This window comes from Ruegeria sp. CJ6 (genome assembly GCF_056536665.1).
Genome location: NZ_JBQFQB010000002.1, coordinates 73,140 through 94,266 on the forward strand (window position 1 = coordinate 73,140; position 21,127 = coordinate 94,266).

Here is a 21,127-nt window from a genome sequence, read left to right on the forward strand (position 1 = left end):
AGCGATCTATTTATTATGATCGATCCAGCGCGACATCATTTGTTTGTCGCGGAAACACTCGGACGGGATCGGGCGGCGCTTGCTGCGCGAGATACGTTCGGCAAAAGCAACCTGCTTACCTGTTGGGTAGTTTGCAAAGGGCGACGGATCATGCGGCTTATGGGCTGAAATCCAGTCTGACAGGGATTTGCGGTCACGCTGCGCCTCGACCGGAATCTCAAGCGCTGATTGTTGCGCGATGGCGCGGGCAAAGCGCATCTGCCGATCTGTAACTGGCAGCAGGTGATAGTCGTTTGTCGGGCCGCTCAGGGCGGAATTTCGCATGTTCTGGGCCATCGGGTAATCCTCTGACTATGTAGAACATAAATAGAACATTAACCTTTCGTTTCAAGGGAAGACCCTTTGTATTAGGCGAAATCCTGCCAATCTGCGACTTGATTGACTGATCAGTCAATAATCGATAGTTCGATCCTCAACGTACGCGATCTCTTTGCTTAAAGAGATTTCTGAACACAAAGGGAACCGGCATGAAGTTTCAACCCAAGGCCAGCCATTTCATCGATGGCGAGTATGTCGAGGACACCAATGGCGCGCCCATCGACGTTATCTACCCCGCCACCGGAGAGGTCATCGCACGGCTGCATTCCGCCACGCCTGAGATTGTTGAAAAGGCTCTAAACAGTGCAAAATCGGCCCAAGCGGCTTGGGCTGCCCTATCGGGCACCGAGCGAGGCCGTGTGCTGCGACGCGCGGCCGACATCATGCGGGATCGCAATCGTGACTTATCGATTATCGAAACCCATGATACCGGCAAACCTCTGCAGGAAACGCTGGTGGCCGACGCTACCAGCGGCGCGGATGCGCTGGAGTATTTTGGCGGTCTGGCGGCCTCGCTGACCGGCGAACATATCCCTCTGGCAGACGGGGATTTTGTCTATACCGTCCGCGAGGCGCTGGGCGTTTGTGTGGGCATTGGGGCATGGAACTACCCGACGCAGATCGCTTGCTGGAAGGGTGCCCCGGCGTTGGCGTGCGGAAACACAATGATCTTCAAGCCTTCCGAGACTACTCCGCTGTCGGCATTGCAAGTAGCCGAGATTTTGATCGAGGCAGGTGCACCCAAAGGCGTCTATAACGTTGTTCAGGGCTACGGTGATGTAGGCGCCAGCCTGGTGACCGACCCCCGAGTGGCCAAGGTCTCGCTAACAGGGTCGGTTCCAACGGGTCGCAAGGTGTACACTGCTGCCGCCGATGGCATGAAACATGTCACCATGGAATTGGGTGGCAAGTCCCCGATGATCGTGTTCGACGACGCCGACATCGAAAATGCCGTGTCAGGCGCTATTCTGGGAAATTTCTATTCCTCGGGACAGGTCTGTTCCAACGGCACTCGAGTTTTTGTGCAAAAGGGAATCAAGGAAGCGTTCCTTAAGCGCCTGTCTGAACGCCTTGCTACGGCGAAAATCGGCGACCCGATGGATGAAGAGGTCAACTTTGGCCCGATGGTCAGCGAAAACCAGATGAATATCGCGCTTGGCTATGTCGAAAAGGGGAGGGCCGAAGGCGCGCGGCTGATCTATGGCGGCGAACGGGTCGAAGGCGATGGTTTCTACATGCAGCCCACGGTTTTTGCCGATGTTAAGGACGATATGACAATCGCGCGCGAAGAGATTTTCGGCCCCGTGATGTCGGTGCTGGACTTCGACACCGAAGAAGAGGTTTTGGCCCGTGCCAATGACACCGAATTCGGTCTGGCCGCCGGCGTCTTCACCAACGACCTGACCCGCGCCCACCGCATCGTGGCAGGTTTTGAGGCGGGGACTTGTTACATCAACACTTATAACCTGGCCCCGGTAGAGGCACCGTTCGGCGGATCTAAGATGTCGGGTGTCGGTCGCGAGAACTCGAAACTGGCAATCAACCACTTCAGCGAGATGAAGACAGTCTACGTCTCGATGAATGATGTGGAGGCCCCATACTGAATAAATCCGGTTGAATAGTCTCTGTTCTTGATGGTTCACGTCGGGGACAGAGCACATGCTGGCTCGTACATATGACTAAATTCCTCAAGAGGCCTCCTCCGCAAACCGGAGATCAGCCTGTGAAAACACACGCCCAAGCTTATGTGATCGGTGCAGTTTGATCCTTTATCAACTGGCCAAGTTTGGTTGGATTGACGTGGCGATGCTGGAGAGGGCGAGCTATCTTCGGGCCAACCCCAGACCATGTCCCTGGCACAATACGCAATGCCAATTGTAGCGATTGTTTTGGCGGAGCATGTTCGCATCTGGGCTGAACACATCTCTGGGGCGGGTCTGCAGGATCCCGATGTGGCAACCGTAATGCCCTGGAATACGGTTTCAGAAAGTCTGAGTCACTCGGCCTGGTTTACTAAGGGCAGATGTGGTGATCGTAATTTCAGATAGAGTTGTCCAAGAACCAGCACACTTGAACGCGTGCGGTGGTCCTGAATGATCATTGAGCCAGCTGTAGATCTTCGACACGTTCACGGAGTTTACCGCCACTGTCCTATGGGCATCATGGATTGATGCATAGGAAGTCCAAATGAATTCAACACCTTTGTTAGAGGCTGATTTTGGCGTCTATCAGCCTACAGGCCAAAGCAGTTACACTTGTCTCTGCAAGAACAGACTTCCAAGGTTCAGTTCGGGTCGATTGCGCGCACTGTCTCAAGCATTTCAGTGATCTGCGCGCGTGCGATGGTGCTGTCCTGTAATAGCATTGCGGCGTCCGACAACGGCTTGTCCGGCTGCCGCGCAACGGGCTCGATCAGGGATGTTCGGATGCGGGACAAATCGGTGAAAGTGTTTGACCTCTCTTCATCCGCACCGCCGGAGCCCGCCAACCAGTTGTATCGATCGGCCATCTCGTGCTTCCCGCCTGCCTGTAATGCGCGCGCGGCGGCATCGAAATCCTGTGTTTGCATCATGGCCTGGGCGCGTAACTCTTGTGCGGTGTCCGAGGAATCGTCCGCGATTTCCAGCAGCGCCTGACGGGGACGGTTGCCCAACAGAGCCGCCTTTGCCCGAAGCCGAGCACGATCACGGCTGCGTTCCCGATCTTGCGGTCGGTTTGCCAGCGCGTAAGCCTGTGCTGAAAACCCAAGGTCAGCCAATCGCTCTGCCATGGACACGGCAGTTTCGACCGCCAGCGCGTTGCGTCGCTTGTCCTTCAATTCCATCACATGGCGCAGGAAAGTAATGTCGTCCGCCCGCTCCGCCAGCAATTGGAACACCTGATCTCGTGTCCTCTGCCATTCGTCGGAATCTGAGACATCCTCAAAACTGGCAAGAGCTCCGGTAAAATCCTGCGACAAAGCCATCGCCAAAGCGTGTGCACGCGCCAACATCGGGCCAAGTTCGGACTTCCGAAGCTCGCGCGCATAACTTGCAGCTAAATCGAGGTCGCGGGGCGAGACCGTACCCCGGTCCGACCACCGCTTTTCGATCAACCGCGCAAGTGCCAACGGCGCATCGGTCGCGGCATCGGGCGCCGATATGACCTCGGTCAACAGCGTATCCGCGGTATCGCTATCCCCTGCAGCATCCGCGATTTTGGCTTGGGCAAAGGTTACATCAGCGGGTTCGTCCTCTAAGACCCGTTCGACCGCACGCAAGATCCGGCGCGATGCTTCAAGTCGGCCTGCCGAGACAAACATCTCGGCGATATCCGGGCCGAGATGTTGCCTGAGATGCCACGGCAGTCGACCAAAACTGCGTTCGATCGCTTTCACATGCGCATCGTATTGAAGTTTACCCTCACTCAAAAGCGCCCAGAGTGCGGCGGCACCATCACATCTTTGCTGCCCTGCCAAAGGGTTCGGCGTCGGTGCAGGCAACCCGTCCATCACTGATGCGATGGCCGCTACTCTGCGCTGCTCAACCGAGGTCTCCGACAACAAAGACAGGGCTTGGTGCGCTTCTACACCGAACCCGAAATACGTATAGAGCTTCGCCAAATCCATTGCATAAGCCTGGTCGACACGATCGAATTCCTGAAATAGCCCGACCCGCAATTCGGCCACATCCTCGGAAAATGATCGAGCGCTCGACCATGTTTCAAAACCCAGTTCGCTGTCCGTGATACATTCCGGTTTGCTATCAATCTGAGGAACTGCCAGATTGCCCAGCCCCGAAACCTCATCGAGCACTGAAGACAGTCGCAGATTTGGCACCAGCTTTTCCGAAGATCGCAGCGGCCCAAAACTGGACGATTCCCTGCTTCCGACACCTGCCAGTTCAAGATCAACAACCTCTCGATCAGCGCTTTGCAATATACGTGATGCCAACTGCTCCTCAAAATTTCGTTGATTTAGTTGCAGCAAAGGCAAGGCCAGTTCGGTGGCTGGAATATCAGTAGGTAAGGGTCTTGGGGCCGGGATACTTGCAGTCCTGGGAAGCGCCTCTGGCTCTACCGGGTCATTTGCAGGTGTATCCTGGCCGGGTGCGATATCTATGACAACCATAGTTTGGCTATGCAGAAATGCCGTTGCCACGCAGTCGCACCCAAACGTCATCTCCAACGCTGCACCTGGCCCGGCCTGTTGAAGCGATTGCAGACGGTTCCCCGACAGGCGGTCGAAGACAGCTGCAGTGTTGAATGTCGCATTATCGATGCCAATGCTCAGCCGCGCGCCGTTCTCGACCGGATCCAACATCCAACCGGTGCCAGGGGGGACCTGTACCACCAGACGCGTGTATCCCTCATGCTCGCCCGATCGCACGGTCAAAGCCTGTGCTGACGCGCTTGTGCCCCATGCGAGCAAGACCAAAGACAATGCGCGGATCATGCTGCAGCCTGCTTGAGTTCCTTAAGCGCGTCTTCAAGTTCCGAGAAACCGGGCCGGTTGTGGGTCGGTGTGTTCTGGCGGCCGACCTCTATACACATGGCCGCGTTGTGGTTGTGAAGATTAGCCACCAGAACCTCTTTGATGAGTTGGTAAAAGTGGTTGTCTTCTTCAACAACAGATTTCAGCTTGCCCGCGAAAGGACCCACCAATCCATAAGCCAGAAAAACCCCCAGAAACGTCCCAACCAACGCGCCGCCGATCAGCTTACCCAGAACTTCCGGTGGTTGGTCGATTGATCCCATCGTCTTGATCACACCCAGAACGGCGGCCACGATCCCCAAGGCGGGCAACCCGTCAGCAACGGTTTGCAGCGCGTGGCTTGAATGCATGGCATGGTGGAAGTTCGCCTCCATCCGCTTCTCCAGCACCTCCTCAACCTGGTGCGGGTCGTCATAGTTCATCGCCGCCGAGCGCATGGTGTCACAGATCAGGTCCACCGCTTCTTTGTCGGCTTGAATCTTGGGATATGCGGAAAATAGCGATGAGCTTCCTGGCTCTTCAATGTGCTGCTCTACCTCGACCGGGTTAGCGCGTGCGATCCGGATCAGAGAGAACAACAAGCATAACAGATCGCGATAATCCTCGGGCTTCCATTTGGGTCCTTTAAAAACTTTCGCGATATCCTTGGCGGTGTGTTTTACGCCGCCGATATCATTGCTGATCAGAAATGCGCCGACTGCGGCCCCTCCGATCATCATCATCTCGAAGGGCAGTGATTTCATAATGATTGCCATCTTACCGCCTGCGGCAAGGTAGCCGCCGAATACCATGACAAAGATGACGGCAATTCCGATGAGCCCGATCATGAAAGGTCTCCAGCGTTGAGGGTGCAGATAGATATGGCCATGAGGGTCATTCCTGTGGGGCACGTGCATTGCGCCCGGCCATGATCACGCTGATGGTGTAAGCAGCCTCGGGGCTGAGACCGGCCATAACTTCAGCGGCAGCTTCCGGTGGCATGCGAGACAGGAAGCCAGCGGCGAATACCGCGTCCATCGTTTCGAACAACGCGGCGGCATCTTTGGGCTTCATGCTCTGATACACGTCAGTCAGTTGTGTCAGATCGTTTTCGGCGGCCTTTTCGGCAATCGCCACCGTTTCACGCAGAGCGTTCTCGGCGTCCTCCAGCATGGTGAGCCGGGTTTCGATGGCCTGATCGGCAATGTCGAGCGCCCGTTCCCGGTCCAAAATCTTGCTTTCACGCTGGTTTAGAGTCTTTTCACGGCGCAATAGTTCCGTAAGCAGCAATTGTAGATCTGCCGCATTCGCCTCTTTGCGTTCACCACCGGCGGGCGAGGCCATGTTTGGTTCCGCGCCGCGGGCAAGTGCAGGCCCGGCCTCAAGCCCGATGCGAATAATCGCAGAGCCGACCATCAGCAAGGAAATGACGGTCAGAACACCGCCGCGCGCTCGGCGATCAGGCGCTTTTGCCCGGTTGCGACTCATTTCGCTGCTCCGCCAGATGGAGCGGCGTGCCGAAAGAACATCAGGCCTTCTGGTTTCTTTGCGGGCGGCTCTGGTGGTGCTTCCGATGGCTCAGTCGAGACCTCAGTTGGTTCACCAGACGGATCGGATGCAGTTTCTTGTGCTTCGCCGGGCTGCTCAGACCTGTCCTCAGCAGGTGCGTCATCTGGCTGATCCATGGGAGCGTCTGGCTCAGAGGGCTCTTCCTGAACGACATCGTGCATCGAGGCCATCATAAGCTCCAACCGTTGTGCGACGGTTTCTGCCCGTTCGGTCAGCGTCTGCAACGCGGTGCCGGAATCATCCGAAGCCTGACGCGCGCTATCCAGCGATTTTCGCAACTCTTCTGCTTGCGAGGACAGCACAGAAACGGCGCCACCCACACCCTTCTCAAGATCGGTAAACCGCTTCAGGCGTCGCGAGAGAACGAAACAATACAGACCAGCCCCAAGAGCGCCCGCAACCAGCAGAATATCGGCAATCAACTCCACCATCGCCTCCTAATTCAGTACAAATTCCATGACCAGAACGTCACGCACGCGGCCTTCGCCAACGACGATCCCAATGCGTCGTAGCAGGTGTCCGCGGATCCTCATCAAAGCCAGAGAATCTTCCAGATCGGTTAACTCAAGGGCGCGCAAATAGCTGTTCAGAACGTCCATGATTCGCGGCTGCATCTTTTCAACCTCGGCGGCGTAGCCCGCATTCACTTCAAGCTGCGCGTGAAATTTTAAATGTCGCGAATCATCTGACTTGACCGAGATGATCACCGGCGGAAGATCGACAAATTTCACATCGGGAAGTGCCTTTACGGAAGCGTCTTCGCCTTTCTTTTTGGCCTCTTTCACCATCTCGGACCCACCTATGGGAAGCAGGCCGGATGCAGTTATGAAATAGCCACCAACACCGCCCGCGATAGCCAGAATCAGCCCAAGCATAAAGCCTTTTTTCCCTGATTTTTTAGGGGCTTCCGCCTCATCTGCAGTTGCGTCGGTCATGCCGTCCTCATGAATCTGTTCGGCAACCGTCATAACCCCTCAGGGACTAACCGATTGTTAAGGGCAATCGTCCAAACAAGGGCAGAGCCGCACAGAATGTCGGTGAGTCGGAGGTAAGCGTGCAGCAGATCGGAACTGTCTGGGCAAGTTTGGACAGGCGCAAACAAATTATCGTGGCCGGTGCCGTGGCACTGGTGTTTCTGGGTGTGCTTGCGATGTCACGGATTGTGACAGCGCCGTCGATGACGCTGCTTTATGCGGGGCTCGAAAGCGGTGCAGCCGGGGATATCGTGCGGGCGCTGGACCAGCGTGGTGTGAACTATGAAATAAGGGGTGGCTCGATCTACGTCCCCGGCGCTCAGCGGGATGAGTTGCGGATGACTTTGGCCAGCGAGGGCCTGCCTGCGAACGGCAATCGCGGTTACGAACTGCTGGATTCGCTCAGCGGCTTTGGCACTACGTCGCAGATGTTTGATGCCGCCTATTGGCGCGCAAAAGAAGGAGAGCTGGCGCGCACGATTGTGGGCAGCCCGCATGTCAGCAAGGCCCGGGTGCACATCGCCAACAGCTCCTCCAACCCGTTTCAGCGCAGCATAGCGCCAACCGCTTCGGTTTATCTGGTCCCGTCGGGTGCACCGATTAACGGAGATCAGGCAAAGGCGATCCGGTTTTTAGTGGCGTCGGCGGTTAGCGGGCTGGCACCGGAAAACGTCACTGTGATTGATTCGAATGGGGCCGTGATTGGCGCGCAGGACACGGCGGTGGCAGCCGATACTGCAGATGATAAGGCGCGCCAATTGCGTGAGAAAGTTCTACGTCTGGTCGAAGCCCGGGTCGGGGTCGGCAACGCGGTGGTTGAGGTCAGCGTAGATACGGTGACCGAAACCGAGTCTATCCGGGAACGTCGCTTTGACCCCAAAGGCCGTGTTGCGATCAGCACGGATGTTGAAGAACGGTCGGACAGCGCGCGTAATCAGTCGGCGGATGTGACAGTGGCGTCGAATCTGCCGGATGGCGACGGGGCAGGAGGCGATGAATCCAATTCGAATGCCACTCAGACCCGCGAACGGGTGAATTATGAGGTGTCAGAGACCGAGTTGGAAGTTCATCGCGCGCCAGGTGCGATCAAACGTCTGACTGTCGCGGTGCTGGTCAATGGTGTTCGAGCGGCAGGTACAGATGGCGTCGAGATTTTTGAACCCATGCCGCAGCCCGAGCTTGATGCACTGCAAGAGCTTGTGGCTTCTGCGGTCGGGTTTGATGCTGAACGCGGCGACGTCATCACACTGAAATCGCTCGACTTGCCCATGGTTGAACCCCAGGGCGAGTTGGTGTCCGGGTCGATCTGGCAGAACATGCATATCGACGCTATGTCGCTAATCCAGATGGTGGTTTTGGCGCTGGTTTCCCTTGTTTTGGGTCTGTTTGTCATACGGCCAATTCTGACGAAATCTGCGGCATCGGCGCTGCTGCCAGCAGGTGCACCGGTCGAGGTCGCCCCAACGCCTTCCCTGACCGGGGAAATTGCGACCGCAGATGTGCAGGACTTTGCGCCGCTCCCGGATGCAGCGCAGCCGAGTGTTCCGGCGATTGCCGCTGCCCGCGGCGAGGATCCCATTGACCGTTTGCGCGCCATGATCGGCGACAAGCAGGAAGAGACGGTTGAGATCCTGCGCAGCTGGCTTGAAGAAGGCGAGGAGAAGGTGTGATGTCGATCGCTCATCTTCTTGAAGACTTCACCGCCCCTGCGGCTGGGGTGGCCGTACATCTACTGGATGAAGACGCACTGGAAGAACAGCGGCTTGCTGCATTTGAACAAGGCTATGGGGCGGGCTGGGAAGATGCGGTTCAGGCGCAGGAGCAGACCGGCACACAGCTAAGCTCCGATCTGTCGGCGACGTTATCCGACCTGTCTTTTACCTATCAAGAAGCATTGACCCGCATGACCCTGTCGCTGGAACCGATGTTCCACAGCCTGGTTCAGACTATTCTGCCTGAGACGATCGAGCATGGCTTTGCGAAGCGATTGACCGAGCAGCTTTGCGACATGGCGCGCGAGCAGGTCGGCCAGCCACTGCAGCTGACTGTTCCGGCGGGCACTTCGGATCAGGTCGAGGCGATGCTGCCGCAGGATATCTCGCCGCGTCCCCAGGTCATCGAGGATGTCTCACTCCAGCCGGGACAGGCGCGATTGCAGGTGGGGATCGCCCAACGCGAGGTGGACTGCGCTGCCTTGCTCTCATCCATTGCTGCAACGTTCGAAGCATATCTGTTTGAAGCAAAAGAGGCTTTGTCAAATGAGTGATCCTCAACCACCGAAACCCGAAAAACCCAACCCGTTCGAGACTGTTCCGATCGAAGTCACCGTCTCGGTCGGGCGTGCGCGGCCTTTGATCCGTGACCTGTTGAGCATGGGTGAAAATGCCGTACTGACACTGGACAAGCGGATTGAGGATCCGGTTGACCTCTATGTCGGGGACCAATTGGTAGCGCGCGGTCTGTTGGAAGAGATGGAGGGCGATCAGGCCGGGCAACTGGCTGTACGGCTGACCGAAATCTCAGATCTACAGAACGGGATCGGATGATGCGCCACCTGTTTTGGCTGGCATTTTTGCTGGTCATACCCTCCGGTGGCGCGGCGCAAGAACTGTCGCTGTCCCTGGGCGAGGGCGGGTCGATCTCGGCCCGGACCATCCAGTTGATTTTGCTGATCACGGTGCTCAGCCTGGCACCGGGGCTGGCGATCATGATCACCTGTTTCCCGTTTTTGATCACGGTTTTGGCGATCCTGCGGCAAGGAATCGGCTTGCAGCAGTCACCGCCAAACATGTTGATCATCAGTCTGGCGCTGTTTCTGACCTATTTCGTCATGGAGCCGGTTTTTACCGAGGCGTGGGAGACCGGGATTCAACCGATGGTCGAGGAAACGCTTGACGTAGAGCCTGCGCTGGAACGCGCGCTGGTGCCGTTTCGCAGTTTTATGGCAGCGCGTATTGACGCCGACACGTTTCAGGCCATGGCAGACCTGCGCCCAGATGATGCTGCGATTCAACTATCGCCCGAGGCCCCGTTATCCGTGCTGATGCCGTCCTTCATGTTGTCGGAAATCGCGCGGGCCTTTCAGATCGGGTTCCTGATTTTCCTGCCTTTCCTGATAATCGATCTCGTTGTCGCAGCGGTTTTGATGTCGATGGGAATGATGATGGTGCCTCCGGCTACGGTCTCGCTGCCGTTCAAATTGGCGTTTTTCGTCATCGCTGATGGCTGGGCCTTGATCGCCAGCGCCTTGGTGCGCAGCTATGCGCCATGACTATTGCCGTGTGATCTGTAGTCGGGCGCGCAGACCCTGATCTCCGGCCTCGAAACTCAGCGTTCCGCCATGTTGTTCGGCAACGGTGCTGACAATTGTCAGGCCCAATCCGAACCCGTCCGAAGATCCGATGTTTGATCCGCGCTGGAACGGTGCCAGTAGCGCCTCGATATCCGCGACCGATAGGTCGGTGCCCTTGTCTTCGACGATGATCGTGGCGGTCTGAGCATCAGTTTCCAGTTCAACCTCGGCGTGACGACCGTATTTCAGGGCATTATCGATCAGATTGGACAAAGCTCGTTTCAATGCGATGGGCTGACCCGTCACCAGGATGCGCCGCGTTTCCGGCAGCGACGCATGCCCACGGCGTGACATGAAAACAGACGACGCGCTTTCGACGACAACGGGATCAACGGCTTTCAACGACACAGGCCGGTCCATGTCCTGATAATCGGCCACAAGCGATTCAACCAGCGAGGTCAACGATATCTGGCGCGGTTCCTCGACGCTGAGTTCCGATCGCGTGTAAGTAAGCACGCTTTCTATCATGCCGGTCATCTGGTCCACGTCGGCCTCGAGCTTTTCGCGCAACTCGCCATCGGGAATCAGCGCCGCACGCAGCCGGACGCGGGTTGCAGGTGTCCCCAGATCGTGGCTGACACCCGACAGTACAATGGCGCGTTTCTCAAGCTGCGCACGTTCGGCATCGAGGTGATCATTCACCGCAGTCACGATATCGCGCAGCTCTTCGGGCCCGTCCGCGTCATAGCTTTGCGGCCCGCCGCGACGTCGGCGGTCACCAAGTGCCTGAGCAAAGCGTGCGAAACTGTCAGAAACATTCCCGACCGAGGTCAGAAGCACCGCCAAGGACACAATTCCCAGCAATATCGCGGGCAAACGCAGATCAACCGGCGCAGCCTTACAGCCCCAGATTTCGGTGCCGTCGACTTGCTGCCAGACTCCGCGCCCGAATTGCGCGATCAGGATAGGTTCGCTGCAATATGTGGCCAACAGACGGGTCAGGTTCCCCATCTTCTCGGGGCCGGTCTGATCGCTGCCAGATACGATGTCTGAAACCGGATAGACCAGTCGATCCGATAACACCGCAAGCGTCAATTCGCGGCCACTCAGGGGGGCTGAACTGTCGGTCAGGATCGACAGATTGGTGACAAAGCGGCGATCCGCAAAGCCGGGCATTTGCTGGAACGCTCCCCTATCAGCAAGCGCGGCTGCCTCGGTTGACAATGGGGTGATCAACAGGCCGGGTGGCGGCGCCATCCCTGTTCGCAAATCTTCGTATATGGTGAAACCAGCAACAAATGCTGCGGTCTGATACCGGTTCCAAGCCTGTGCCGAGGTGAACCACATCCCGGCAGCCACCAGCCCCGCGACAAAGGCGGACAGGGTCCAGAGCCACCCAAAACTGCGCAGGCGCAGGGTCATGCGTCCTCATCCACCATAACGTCCGCGGTAAACAGATAGCCAACACCGCGCTCGGTGCGCAGCATCTGGGGGTCTTTCGGGTTGGCCTCGATTTTCGACCGCAACCGCCCCACCAGCATATCTATGGCACGGCCTTGCGCCTCGGGCTTGTCGGCCTCACCGGTTACATCCAGTGCGGCGGCGATCTCATAACGGGTCAGCGGAATATGCGGGTTCGCCAGCAAAACCTTCAGCAGAGCGGTCTCCCGTTGGGACAGGGAAACCAGATAGCCTTCGGGCGAATGTACCTCGTCCCGTTTGCCGTCAAAGACCCAGCCGTCAAAGTGAAAGGTGCGCGTGCGGCGGCGGTATGCCAGCGAAGGCGTGCGTCGGGCGCGTTGCATCACCGCACGGACGCGGGCTAGCAACAGTTGCGGGTTGAATGGTTTGGCGATGTAATCGTCTGCTCCAACCTCATATCCTGCCATGCGCTGATGATCCGCCGACAGGGCCGATACCAGAATGATCGGTACATCCTGTTCGGCCCGCAACCGGGCACAGATCTCGACGCCGTTTTCATCGCCCAGCATCACGTCCAACAGGATCAGGTCGATCCGCCCCGAGGTTAGATGCGTGCGTATTTCACTTTCGGAACTGGCAGGCAGAGCAATATACCCGTTCTGCTGAAAGAACTGGGTCATCATCGACCGCATCTCCGAATCGTCGTCCACCACCAGGAGCCGGGGAATGCCCACTCTGTTTCTCCTCCTTAGGGTTCTCCGTCGCCGCCAATTGTAACGAATGGAAACGGATTCAAGGCCAACGTAACACGGGGTAACAAAAGCGGTGAAAATTTCCACCTTGTCAGGATATTGCACTGCATTCTGCGTTGCCATGCAGCAATTCGTTAGCGCTATATCGCGTATGGCCGCCCTTGGGGTGGCACCGAATTCTCAGGGAGGAGAACAAAAAATGAAGCGTTTTGCATTTGCCACCGTGTCGACATTGGCCGTTGTGGCCGGGTCGGCTGTTGTGGCTGAACCAAAGGCCGAAGTTCTGCACTGGTGGACGTCCGGTGGTGAGGCGAAATCGGTCGCGGTTCTGCAGGAAGAGTTCGCCTCGAACGGCGGCACATGGACCGATATGCCGGTCGCAGGTGGCGGCGGCGATGCGGCCATGACTGCGCTGCGGGCCCGGGTTCTTGCGGGTAACGCGCCGACTGCCGTTCAGCTGAAAGGACCTGCCATTCAGGAATGGTATGAAGAAGGCGTTTTGGCTGACATTTCATCCGTGGCAGAAGCCGAAGGCTGGGCCGATGTGCTGCCAGCATCGATTGCAGGCCACATGATGTGCGAAGGTACGTGGTGCGCAGCACCTGTGAACGTGCACCGCATCGACTGGATTTGGGCCAATGCTGACGTTCTGGCCGCCAACGACATTGAAATGCCCACAACATGGGAAGAGTTCAACGCCGCTGCCGAAAAACTGCAGGCTGCCGGAGTGATCCCTTTGGCCCATGGTGGCCAGTCGTGGCAGGACGCCACAGTGTTCGAAGCGGTAGCTCTGGGTCTGGGTGGCCCCGAATTCTATCAAAAAGCCTTTGTTGATCTGGACCCCGAGACGCTGACCTCGGACACCATGGTGCAGGTCTTTGATCAGATGCGCACCCTGCGCGGTTATGTGGACGAAAACTTCTCAGGCCGCGACTGGAACCTTGCCACCGCCATGGTGATGAATGGCGAAGCAGCCTTCCAAATCATGGGTGACTGGGCCAAGGGCGAATTCCTGGCGGCTGGCAAGAAGCCCGGCGAAGACTTCCTGTGTGCCTCGACCCCCGGCGACGGATATCTGTACAACGTCGACAGCTTCGCCATGTTCGAAGTGGAAGGTGACGACAACCGCGCTGGTCAGGAATTGCTGGCCAAGCTGATCGTCGCGCCGAAATTCCAGGAAGTGTTCAACCTGAACAAGGGCTCGATCCCTGCGCGGACTGATGTGGCGCTGGATGCGTTCGACATCTGCGCGCAAATCTCGGCCGAAGACATGGGTTCTACCTCGGCAGGCGGTTCGCTGCTGCCGTCTTATGCCCATGGCATGGCGCTGCGCGGGTCGCAGGCCGGTGCGATTACGGATGTTGTGACCGCACATTTCAACTCGGATATGTCCTCGGCTGACGCGGTTCAGCAACTGGCGGACGCGGTAGCAAACAGCTACTGATCCAATACGCTCTGCCCCCTATAGTGAGGGGCAGAGCATCTTTCCCCGGAGGCTAAAATGTCCGAATGGCTGGAAAACCACCTGCCCAAGGTGGTGCTGGCACCGTCGTTCATCGCCGTATTGATCTTTGTCTACGGATTTATCGGATGGACCGCATGGGTGTCGCTAACCCGATCGAAACTACTGCCGAAATACGAGATCAAAGGCTTCATTCAGTACGAACGCCTGTTCGACTCTCCCCGCTGGGATACGGCGATCAACAACCTTTATATCTTTGGTGCGCTGTTCATCGTGATCGCGATGGTACTGGGCCTGTTGCTGGCCATCCTGCTGGATCAGAAGATCCGCGTCGAAGGCGCGATCCGGACGATCTACTTGTACCCGATGGCGTTGTCGATGATCGTGACAGGTACGGCGTGGAAGTGGATTTTGAACCCGGGCCTGGGCATCGAATCCATGGTGCAGGGCTGGGGCTTTCCGAATTTCGAATTCGACTGGCTGGTGAACCCTGACTATGCGATCTACACTATCGTGATCGCCGCGATCTGGCAGAGTTCCGGCTTCGTCATGGCGTTGTTTTTGGCCGGTTTGCGTTCGGTCGATGGCGAGATCATCAAGGCCGCACAGGTCGATGGTATCCCCACGTGGCGCATCTATACGGCGATCATCATCCCTTCGATGGCCCCGATTTTCCTGTCTGCTTTCATCGTGCTGGCGCACCTCGCAATCAAAAGCTTCGACCTTGTCATCGCCCTGACTGGTGGCGGTCCGGGCTACGCAACCGATCTGCCCGCTACTTACATGTACGCCATGGCCTTTTCGCGCGGCGATATTGGTCAAGCGGCATCGTCCGCGATGATCATGATGCTGGTCGTCTTTGCCATCGTGGTCCCCTATCTTTACTCAGAGCTGAGGGCGAAAAATGACTGATCTGTCGATGCCCCAAACACAAACCCGCACCCAAAGCGCTACGGGCAAGATTGCCCTGCGTTGGTTGCTTTATGTCCTGCTTGGCCTGTTTGCACTGTATTATCTGATGCCGCTCTTCGTGATGTTGACGACATCATTGAAAAGCCTTGAGGAAATCCGCACCGGCAGCCTGATTTCGCTGCCGCGAGAGGTCAGCTTCGACGCCTGGAAAACCGCATGGTCCGGCGCTTGTACCGGTATCCAGTGTGAAGGTTTGCGACCCTATTTCTGGAACTCGGTCCTGATCGCGGTGCCTGCGGTATTTTTGTCGACCCTGTTGGGTGCGCTGAACGGTTATGTCGTGGCGCAATGGCGGTTCAAAGGGGCCAATATCATCTTCTCGCTGATGCTATTCGGTTGCTTCATCCCGTTCCAAGTTGTTCTGCTGCCAATGGCACGTCTGCTGGGTATGATGGGGATTGCCGGAACCATTCCGGGCCTGATCTTTGTCCATGTGATCTACGGGCTGGGCTTCACCACGCTGTTCTTCCGCAACTACTATGTCACCATTCCGGCCGAGCTGACCAAGGCCGCTCGTGTCGACGGTGCAGGCTTCCTGCGAATTTTCTGGTCGATCTTCCTGCCGCTGTCGCTGCCGATCATCGTGGTGACCGTGATCTGGCAGTTCACGCAGATCTGGAACGACTTCCTGTTCGGCGTGTCGTTCAGCCAGGCGGGAACGCAGCCCGTGACCGTTGCGCTCAACAACATCGTAAACTCCACCACCGGCGTCAAAGAATACAACGTCGATATGGCCGCCGCGATCATCGCGGGGCTGCCGACGCTGCTCGTCTATGTCGTTGCCGGTAAGTATTTCATCCGCGGCCTGACCGCTGGCTCAGTGAAGGGATAAGACCCATGGCTCCCATCCTTGATATCAACAAACTCTACAAGAATTACGGCGCGACCGAGATTCTGAAAGACATCAACATCTCGATTGAACCGGGCGATTTCCTGGTGCTTGTCGGCCCCTCGGGCTGCGGTAAGTCTACGCTGCTGAACTGCATTGCGGGACTGGAAGAGATCACCGGTGGCACATTGTCCATCGGCGGCAACGACATGACCCATGTCAGCCCAAAGGATCGCGACATCGCGATGGTGTTCCAGTCTTACGCTTTGTACCCGACCATGTCGGTGGCCAAGAACATCACCTTCGGCATGAAAGTGCGCGGGGTCGATCAGGCCACGCAGGAAGCCAAGCTGAAAGACGTCGCCTCCTTGCTGCAGATCGAGCCATTGCTGAACCGCCGCCCCAGCCAACTGTCGGGTGGTCAGCGTCAGCGGGTCGCGATGGGCCGGGCGTTGGTGCGCGACCCCAAGCTGTTCCTGTTCGATGAACCGCTGTCGAACCTTGACGCCAAGCTGCGGGTCGAGATGCGGACCGAGATCAAGAAGCTGCACCAGACACTGGACGCCTCCATTGTTTATGTCACCCACGACCAAATCGAAGCGATGACGCTGGCCACCAAGATCGTGGTCCTGAAAGGCGGAGTCGTACAGCAGATCGGTACTCCGGCTGAGATCTACAACAACCCGGCCAACCTGTTTGTGGCGGATTTCATGGGCTCACCTGCGATGAACCTGATCCCGGCACAGGCATCGAACAATGGCTCGGGAACGCAAATCTCTATTGCACGCGAATCCGGTGAAACGCTGGTTCTGAACGATGCACGCGACTTGTCTCTGCCGCAGGATGTCATCCTTGGTCTACGCCCTGAAGATATCGCCGAGGCGGGGTTCCGCGCTGGCGCAGGCGTGCAGGAAGCCGCCTGCATGGTCGATATGGTCGAACCCGCAGGGGCAGATACCTATGTGGTGTCGGAATTGGGTGGCAAGCAGGTCACGGCGCGGCTGCATGCTGAAACCAGCGCGCAGGCCGGTCAATTGCTGAACTTGGCGTTCGACATGAGCAAGGTTTCCTACTTTGCCAAGGAAACGGGTGAACGGCTGAACTAAGGGACCGTTGGCCCGCACCAACCCGGGGTGGGCCATAGCAATCACGGTCGGTTTTGGCCGGTTAATTTGAAATATGCTATCTTGGGACGTAGCGAAGGGAGGCGCGCTATGTCCGATCCGTATTCCGATCTGGCCGGGCAGGATATCTCGGTCCAAGAGCGTATCGCCGAAGCTATGGAAGCGCGGTGTCTGGAGCCGGCGCAGAAAGAGATCAGGGATAGCTATCTAAGTGATCTGATTGTCCCTGAGGGCGGGTTCGCGGTTGAGCTGGGTTCAGGCACCGGGCACATCACGCAAGAGCTGCTGTCAGTTGGCGGGGTGGAGCGCGCGCTCGGCATTGAGCCCTCACCGGTTATGGTCGAACGTGCGAGAAACAGCTTCGCCAGCGAGAGCAATCTTGTTTTTGAAACCGGCGATGCAAAGGCAACCAGGCTTGAAGATAGCTCAGCAGACCTTGTTCTGGCGCATACACTGTTGTGCCATGTACCCGGCCCCGAAGATGTGGTTTCCGAGGCCTTTCGGATACTGAAACCGGGCGGGATATTCGCGATTTGCGATGGGGACTACGATACCGCCACAGCGCAGATTGCCGATTTTGATCCTCTGGATCAACTCATTCGGTTCATGATCAATCAGAACGTCACCAACCTCTGGATCATGCGCCAGATTGGCGGTGCACTCTCTCAAGCAGGTTTTGAGTTGGGCCGTCGCCGGGGACACGGTTATGTGGCCGAAGGAGAGGCGACTTACTTTCTGACCGTTATCGACCGTGGTGCGGATCGAATGGCCGAGACCGGGTTGTTGGCGCCTGAAACGGCACAGGCGCTGAAATCCGAGGCCCGGGCGCGTGTGTCTGCAAACACGTTTTTTGGCTACATGTCTTATGTCAGCCAGATCGCGCGCAAGCCTGCAACCTGAACAAAAAAGCCACCGCGCGAACGGGTCGAGCGGTGGCCGGCGTAGGATAATACCTCTGATCAGCCAGTCTTTTTCAGATCCTTGATCAGGCGATTCAGGTCGCCGCCGCGCGCATCCAGCATTGCGCCAATCTCTGTGCGCTCGGTCAGCAACAAATTCACACCTTCGATGAACATGTTGTAGAACTTTCCACGACCCGATTTGTCGGACACCAGGAATGTCACTTCGAACGGGGATGAGCCGCGCAATTTGACCGAGGTTCTGACCTCGTATCCGGTCTTGATCTTGCGCGCGTTACGCACGGTGACCTCACCGCCGATGAACTCGCGGAACCGGCGACCATATTTGCGCGAAATATAGCCTTCGAACGCTTTGGTGAACTGACGCAGCTGTGCGGATGAGGCTGTGCGTGCATCCGCCCCCAGCGCATAGCGGGCCATGATCGGCACATCACCGTATTGCACAAAGATCTTTTGAAAATCACGCAGCATGGCATTTTCGGATTTACCCGAGTCAATGATACGCGTGATATCGGCCACAACGCTGTTGACCAGCTGTTTGGCCTGCGCTTCGGTCAGCGCGAACGCGGGCAGAGGCAATGCGGCAACTGTCATCCCGGTCAGGGCGGTGGCCACAAAACGGCGTCGGTTCAACAGGTTATTCGGCATAGGGGTCCTCGTACGGGTCAAGATAGGGGTCTCTGACAGGGTCGGTCCCGGTGGTGGCGTAGGGATCGTCATACAGACCCAGATAGGCGTCTTCATCATCCCTTGCCAGTTCAAAGCGGCGATTTTGCAGGTAGATCGTGCGCGCTTGCGCGTAACTGTCTGCACTTTCGTACAGAATCGAATCAACTGTATCCGAGAACCGACCGCGATCTCCCATCCGCCGCACGACCTCGGCATAGACACCAATATTGTCGACCGGGCGGGTCGGGCTAAAGTTGATCGGATTCGAGAACAGGTTGACCACAACGCCGACCGCATCGCGCGCGGTGGACGGGCCGTAGAAGGGCAGTTCCACATAAGCACCTTCGCCCACGCCCCAGACATGCAGGGTTTCGCCGAAATCAGTATCAACAGGCGGCAGGTTCAGCTCATCAGCCGGGGCTGACAGGCCAAAGCCGCCCACGGTCGAGTTGATCAGAAAGCGCAGCAGCGCATTGCCGGACTGTTTCAGATTGCCTTGCAGCAGATAGTCCAGCGCCTGCCCGGGCATCGTCAGGTTTTCGGCAAAGTGATTGAAACTGGTAACCATCGGATCTGGTACGATCTTCACATAGCCTTTCGAGGCCGGTCGGAACAGGAATCGGTCCACACCCAGATTGAACTTGTGAATGCCCCGGTTGGTCCCTTCATAGGGGTCAAAAATCTCACCCCGCGCCGCTGCGTCCTGAGGCTGCGTCGCGCATGCCGATAGGACCGTCAGGATGGCGAATATGATCAGGTGCTTCAGACGAATGTAACTTGGCACTGTCTTCGTTACTCCGAAAATTGCCCAGCGGTATCCGGGCCTTCAATCAATACAGCCTTTGCACCCTTGGTGGCGCAATTGGTCTCACATAGAGGTTTCGCGCAGGATTTGAAACAACAACTCGCGTTTACCTCAGCCGATGGGGCGACGTAAAGTGACACGAATTCAACACTTCCTGAATAAGAGAAGACCTGCCCAGTTTGCAGGCAATGGGAAAAATCCCGCTTTCCCGCTTTCGGAAACAGGTTTTCCCGGGTAGCGTCCGCGCTGAATCACTACGAGATGAGGATCAATCATATGAGCATCGCAGCAAAACTGGACAGCCTGGGTGTCAGCCTGTCGGACGCACCTGCTCCGGCAGCGAACTACGTTCCTTTCGTGCGCATCGGCAACATTGTCTACGTGTCGGGCCAGATCTCCAAGGCGGATGATCTGATCACTGGTAAGCTCGGTGATGATATGGATGTTGAGGCAGGCGCCGCTGCAGCCAAAGTCTGCGCCATCAACCTGTTGGCTCAGGTCAAAGCGGCTTGTGGTGGCGATATCGACAAGCTGGTGCGCGTGATCAAGCTGACCGGTTTTGTAAACTCGACCGCTGATTTCACAGAACAGCCGAAGGTGATCAACGGGGCCTCCGACTTCCTGGTCGAAGCGCTGGGCGACGCCGGTCGTCATTCGCGCTCGGCCGTCAGCGCAGCCTCATTACCTTTGGGTGTTGCCGTTGAAATCGAGGGTATTTTCGAGGTTCAATGAAACCGTCCCTTCCGTCTGAGTTCCTGCAGCGCCCGATAGCACATCGCGCGCTGCATGACATTTCTGATCAGCGGCCCGAGAATAGCCGGGCCGCCATTCGTGCCGCAATTGACGCCGGTTATGGGGTCGAGATTGATCTGCAACGCACCCGTGACAATCGGGCCATGGTGTTTCACGACTATGACATGACACGTCTGACCGGGCAGCCCGGACCGATCCAACAGATCACCGAGACACAAGCGCGGGCCCAGACGCTTCTGCATTCTGACGGTGAAGGTATCCCCTCGCTCGAAGAGGTGCTGGCCATTGTTGCAGGACGGGTGCCCTTGCTCATCGAGCTGAAGGATCAAGATGGTGCAATGGGCCCCGATATCGGCGCTTTGGAAGCAGATGTTGTAAGCGCACTGAAAGACTATGAAGGCCCGGTCGCGTTGATGTCGTTCAACCCGCATTCAGTCGCAGAGATTGCACGCCTTGCGCCACATTTGCCGCGCGGTCTCGTTACCAGCTCTTATGAGCCCAAGGTCGAGCTTCTGCCGCAAGCCGTCTGCGATCATCTGCGCAACATCCCGGATTTCGACCGCGTTGGAGCCAGCTTTATCAGCCATGAAGTCATCGATCTTGACCGCCCCCGGGTCGCTGAGTTGAAGGCACAGGGTGTGCCGATCCTGTGCTGGACCGTGCGTTCGCTTGAACAAGAAGCAGAGGCACGCAAGGTTGCCGATAATGTTACGTTCGAAGGCTATCTGGCCGAACATCCCGCTTGATCCCGGCGCG

22 protein-coding genes are annotated in these 21,127 nt (G+C 57.2%); 12 read left to right on the forward strand and 10 right to left on the reverse strand.

Annotated elements, in window-relative coordinates:
* Positions 1-6: 6 nt before the first annotated feature.
* Complete coding sequence (locus ACR0BT_RS06020) at positions 7-324, reverse strand: hypothetical protein (protein ID WP_370644326.1); 318 nt, start codon at positions 322-324, stop codon at positions 7-9.
* A gap of 203 nt (positions 325-527) precedes the next feature.
* Here ACR0BT_RS06020 and betB point away from each other — a divergent pair, with 203 nt between their 5' ends.
* A complete protein-coding gene (gene betB, locus ACR0BT_RS06025; RefSeq protein WP_480762718.1) occupies positions 528-1,982 on the forward strand; it encodes a betaine-aldehyde dehydrogenase in 1,455 nt (484 codons plus the stop codon).
* A gap of 680 nt (positions 1,983-2,662) precedes the next feature.
* On the opposite strand, the gene ACR0BT_RS06030 is transcribed toward betB, so the two are convergent.
* Genes ACR0BT_RS06030 through ACR0BT_RS06050 form a run of 5 tightly spaced genes read right to left on the reverse strand, consistent with a single transcriptional unit; the run spans position 2,663 to position 7,332 of the window.
* Positions 2,663-4,810 (reverse strand): hypothetical protein, encoded by a 2,148-nt coding sequence (locus ACR0BT_RS06030; RefSeq protein ID WP_480762719.1) that lies wholly within the window; start codon positions 4,808-4,810, stop codon positions 2,663-2,665.
* Positions 4,807-5,676, reverse strand: a complete 870-nt coding sequence (gene motA / locus ACR0BT_RS06035) for a flagellar motor stator protein MotA (RefSeq protein ID WP_170408548.1) — start codon at positions 5,674-5,676, stop codon at positions 4,807-4,809. Before motA ends, ACR0BT_RS06030 begins: the two co-directional genes overlap by 4 nt.
* 46 nt (positions 5,677-5,722) lie before the next feature.
* On the reverse strand, positions 5,723-6,316 hold the full coding sequence (locus ACR0BT_RS06040) for a MotE family protein (RefSeq protein ID WP_480762720.1): 594 nt from the start codon (positions 6,314-6,316) through the stop codon (positions 5,723-5,725).
* Positions 6,313-6,825 carry a hypothetical protein gene (locus ACR0BT_RS06045; protein WP_480762721.1) on the reverse strand — a complete coding sequence of 171 codons (513 nt, stop codon included), beginning with the start codon at positions 6,823-6,825 and terminating at the stop codon, positions 6,313-6,315. The genes ACR0BT_RS06040 and ACR0BT_RS06045 overlap by 4 nt, the downstream gene beginning before the upstream one ends.
* A 9-nt stretch (positions 6,826-6,834) precedes the next feature.
* Positions 6,835-7,332 carry a flagellar basal body-associated FliL family protein gene (locus ACR0BT_RS06050; protein ID WP_170394857.1) on the reverse strand — a complete coding sequence of 166 codons (498 nt, stop codon included), beginning with the start codon at positions 7,330-7,332 and terminating at the stop codon, positions 6,835-6,837.
* A 119-nt stretch (positions 7,333-7,451) separates the two neighbouring features.
* Between ACR0BT_RS06050 and fliF the strand changes: the two genes are divergently transcribed.
* The 4 genes from fliF to fliP are packed head-to-tail and all read left to right on the forward strand — an operon-like array spanning position 7,452 to position 10,642.
* Positions 7,452-9,041: a flagellar basal-body MS-ring/collar protein FliF gene (gene fliF, locus ACR0BT_RS06055; RefSeq protein ID WP_480568864.1), complete on the forward strand. Its 1,590-nt coding sequence runs from the start codon at positions 7,452-7,454 to the stop codon at positions 9,039-9,041.
* Positions 9,041-9,637 carry an ABC transporter ATP-binding protein gene (locus ACR0BT_RS06060; protein ID WP_170598318.1) on the forward strand — a complete coding sequence of 199 codons (597 nt, stop codon included), beginning with the start codon at positions 9,041-9,043 and terminating at the stop codon, positions 9,635-9,637. The genes fliF and ACR0BT_RS06060 overlap by 1 nt, the downstream gene beginning before the upstream one ends.
* Positions 9,630-9,917 carry a FliM/FliN family flagellar motor switch protein gene (locus ACR0BT_RS06065; RefSeq protein ID WP_170566901.1) on the forward strand — a complete coding sequence of 96 codons (288 nt, stop codon included), beginning with the start codon at positions 9,630-9,632 and terminating at the stop codon, positions 9,915-9,917. The genes ACR0BT_RS06060 and ACR0BT_RS06065 overlap by 8 nt, the downstream gene beginning before the upstream one ends.
* Positions 9,914-10,642, forward strand: coding sequence for a flagellar type III secretion system pore protein FliP (fliP, locus tag ACR0BT_RS06070; protein ID WP_480762722.1), 729 nt, complete (start codon positions 9,914-9,916; stop codon positions 10,640-10,642). Before ACR0BT_RS06065 ends, fliP begins: the two co-directional genes overlap by 4 nt.
* On the opposite strand, the gene ACR0BT_RS06075 is transcribed toward fliP, so the two are convergent.
* Together ACR0BT_RS06075 and ACR0BT_RS06080 are read right to left on the reverse strand one after the other, a co-directional pair.
* On the reverse strand, positions 10,643-12,085 hold the full coding sequence (locus tag ACR0BT_RS06075) for a sensor histidine kinase (RefSeq protein WP_170466645.1): 1,443 nt from the start codon (positions 12,083-12,085) through the stop codon (positions 10,643-10,645).
* Entirely contained in the window at positions 12,082-12,819 is a 738-nt protein-coding gene (locus ACR0BT_RS06080; RefSeq protein ID WP_170394838.1) for a response regulator transcription factor, read from the reverse strand. The genes ACR0BT_RS06075 and ACR0BT_RS06080 overlap by 4 nt, the downstream gene beginning before the upstream one ends.
* A 217-nt stretch (positions 12,820-13,036) precedes the next feature.
* Here ACR0BT_RS06080 and ACR0BT_RS06085 point away from each other — a divergent pair, with 217 nt between their 5' ends.
* The 5 genes from ACR0BT_RS06085 to ACR0BT_RS06105 all read left to right on the forward strand — a co-directional run bounded on the left by ACR0BT_RS06085 (position 13,037) and on the right by ACR0BT_RS06105 (position 18,124).
* Positions 13,037-14,281 (forward strand): ABC transporter substrate-binding protein, encoded by a 1,245-nt coding sequence (locus ACR0BT_RS06085; RefSeq protein WP_170394836.1) that lies wholly within the window; start codon positions 13,037-13,039, stop codon positions 14,279-14,281.
* Positions 14,282-14,338: 57 nt separating this feature from the next.
* Positions 14,339-15,211: a carbohydrate ABC transporter permease gene (locus ACR0BT_RS06090; protein WP_039543053.1), complete on the forward strand. Its 873-nt coding sequence runs from the start codon at positions 14,339-14,341 to the stop codon at positions 15,209-15,211.
* Positions 15,204-16,103: a carbohydrate ABC transporter permease gene (locus ACR0BT_RS06095; protein ID WP_170514078.1), complete on the forward strand. Its 900-nt coding sequence runs from the start codon at positions 15,204-15,206 to the stop codon at positions 16,101-16,103. Before ACR0BT_RS06090 ends, ACR0BT_RS06095 begins: the two co-directional genes overlap by 8 nt.
* A gap of 5 nt (positions 16,104-16,108) precedes the next feature.
* On the forward strand, positions 16,109-17,206 hold the full coding sequence (locus ACR0BT_RS06100) for an ABC transporter ATP-binding protein (RefSeq protein WP_170408536.1): 1,098 nt from the start codon (positions 16,109-16,111) through the stop codon (positions 17,204-17,206).
* A gap of 108 nt (positions 17,207-17,314) precedes the next feature.
* Entirely contained in the window at positions 17,315-18,124 is an 810-nt protein-coding gene (locus ACR0BT_RS06105; RefSeq protein ID WP_170733925.1) for a methyltransferase domain-containing protein, read from the forward strand.
* A 59-nt stretch (positions 18,125-18,183) separates the two neighbouring features.
* On the opposite strand, the gene ACR0BT_RS06110 is transcribed toward ACR0BT_RS06105, so the two are convergent.
* Complete coding sequence (locus tag ACR0BT_RS06110; RefSeq protein WP_170408534.1) at positions 18,184-18,792, reverse strand: MlaC/ttg2D family ABC transporter substrate-binding protein; 609 nt, start codon at positions 18,790-18,792, stop codon at positions 18,184-18,186.
* A complete protein-coding gene (locus ACR0BT_RS06115; protein ID WP_170394822.1) occupies positions 18,782-19,597 on the reverse strand; it encodes an MlaA family lipoprotein in 816 nt (271 codons plus the stop codon). Before ACR0BT_RS06115 ends, ACR0BT_RS06110 begins: the two co-directional genes overlap by 11 nt.
* 297 nt (positions 19,598-19,894) lie before the next feature.
* Here ACR0BT_RS06115 and ACR0BT_RS06120 point away from each other — a divergent pair, with 297 nt between their 5' ends.
* A complete protein-coding gene (locus ACR0BT_RS06120; RefSeq protein WP_170394820.1) occupies positions 19,895-20,350 on the forward strand; it encodes a RidA family protein in 456 nt (151 codons plus the stop codon).
* Positions 20,347-21,117: a glycerophosphodiester phosphodiesterase family protein gene (locus tag ACR0BT_RS06125; RefSeq protein WP_170515125.1), complete on the forward strand. Its 771-nt coding sequence runs from the start codon at positions 20,347-20,349 to the stop codon at positions 21,115-21,117. The genes ACR0BT_RS06120 and ACR0BT_RS06125 overlap by 4 nt, the downstream gene beginning before the upstream one ends.
* Positions 21,118-21,127: the final 10 nt, after the last annotated feature.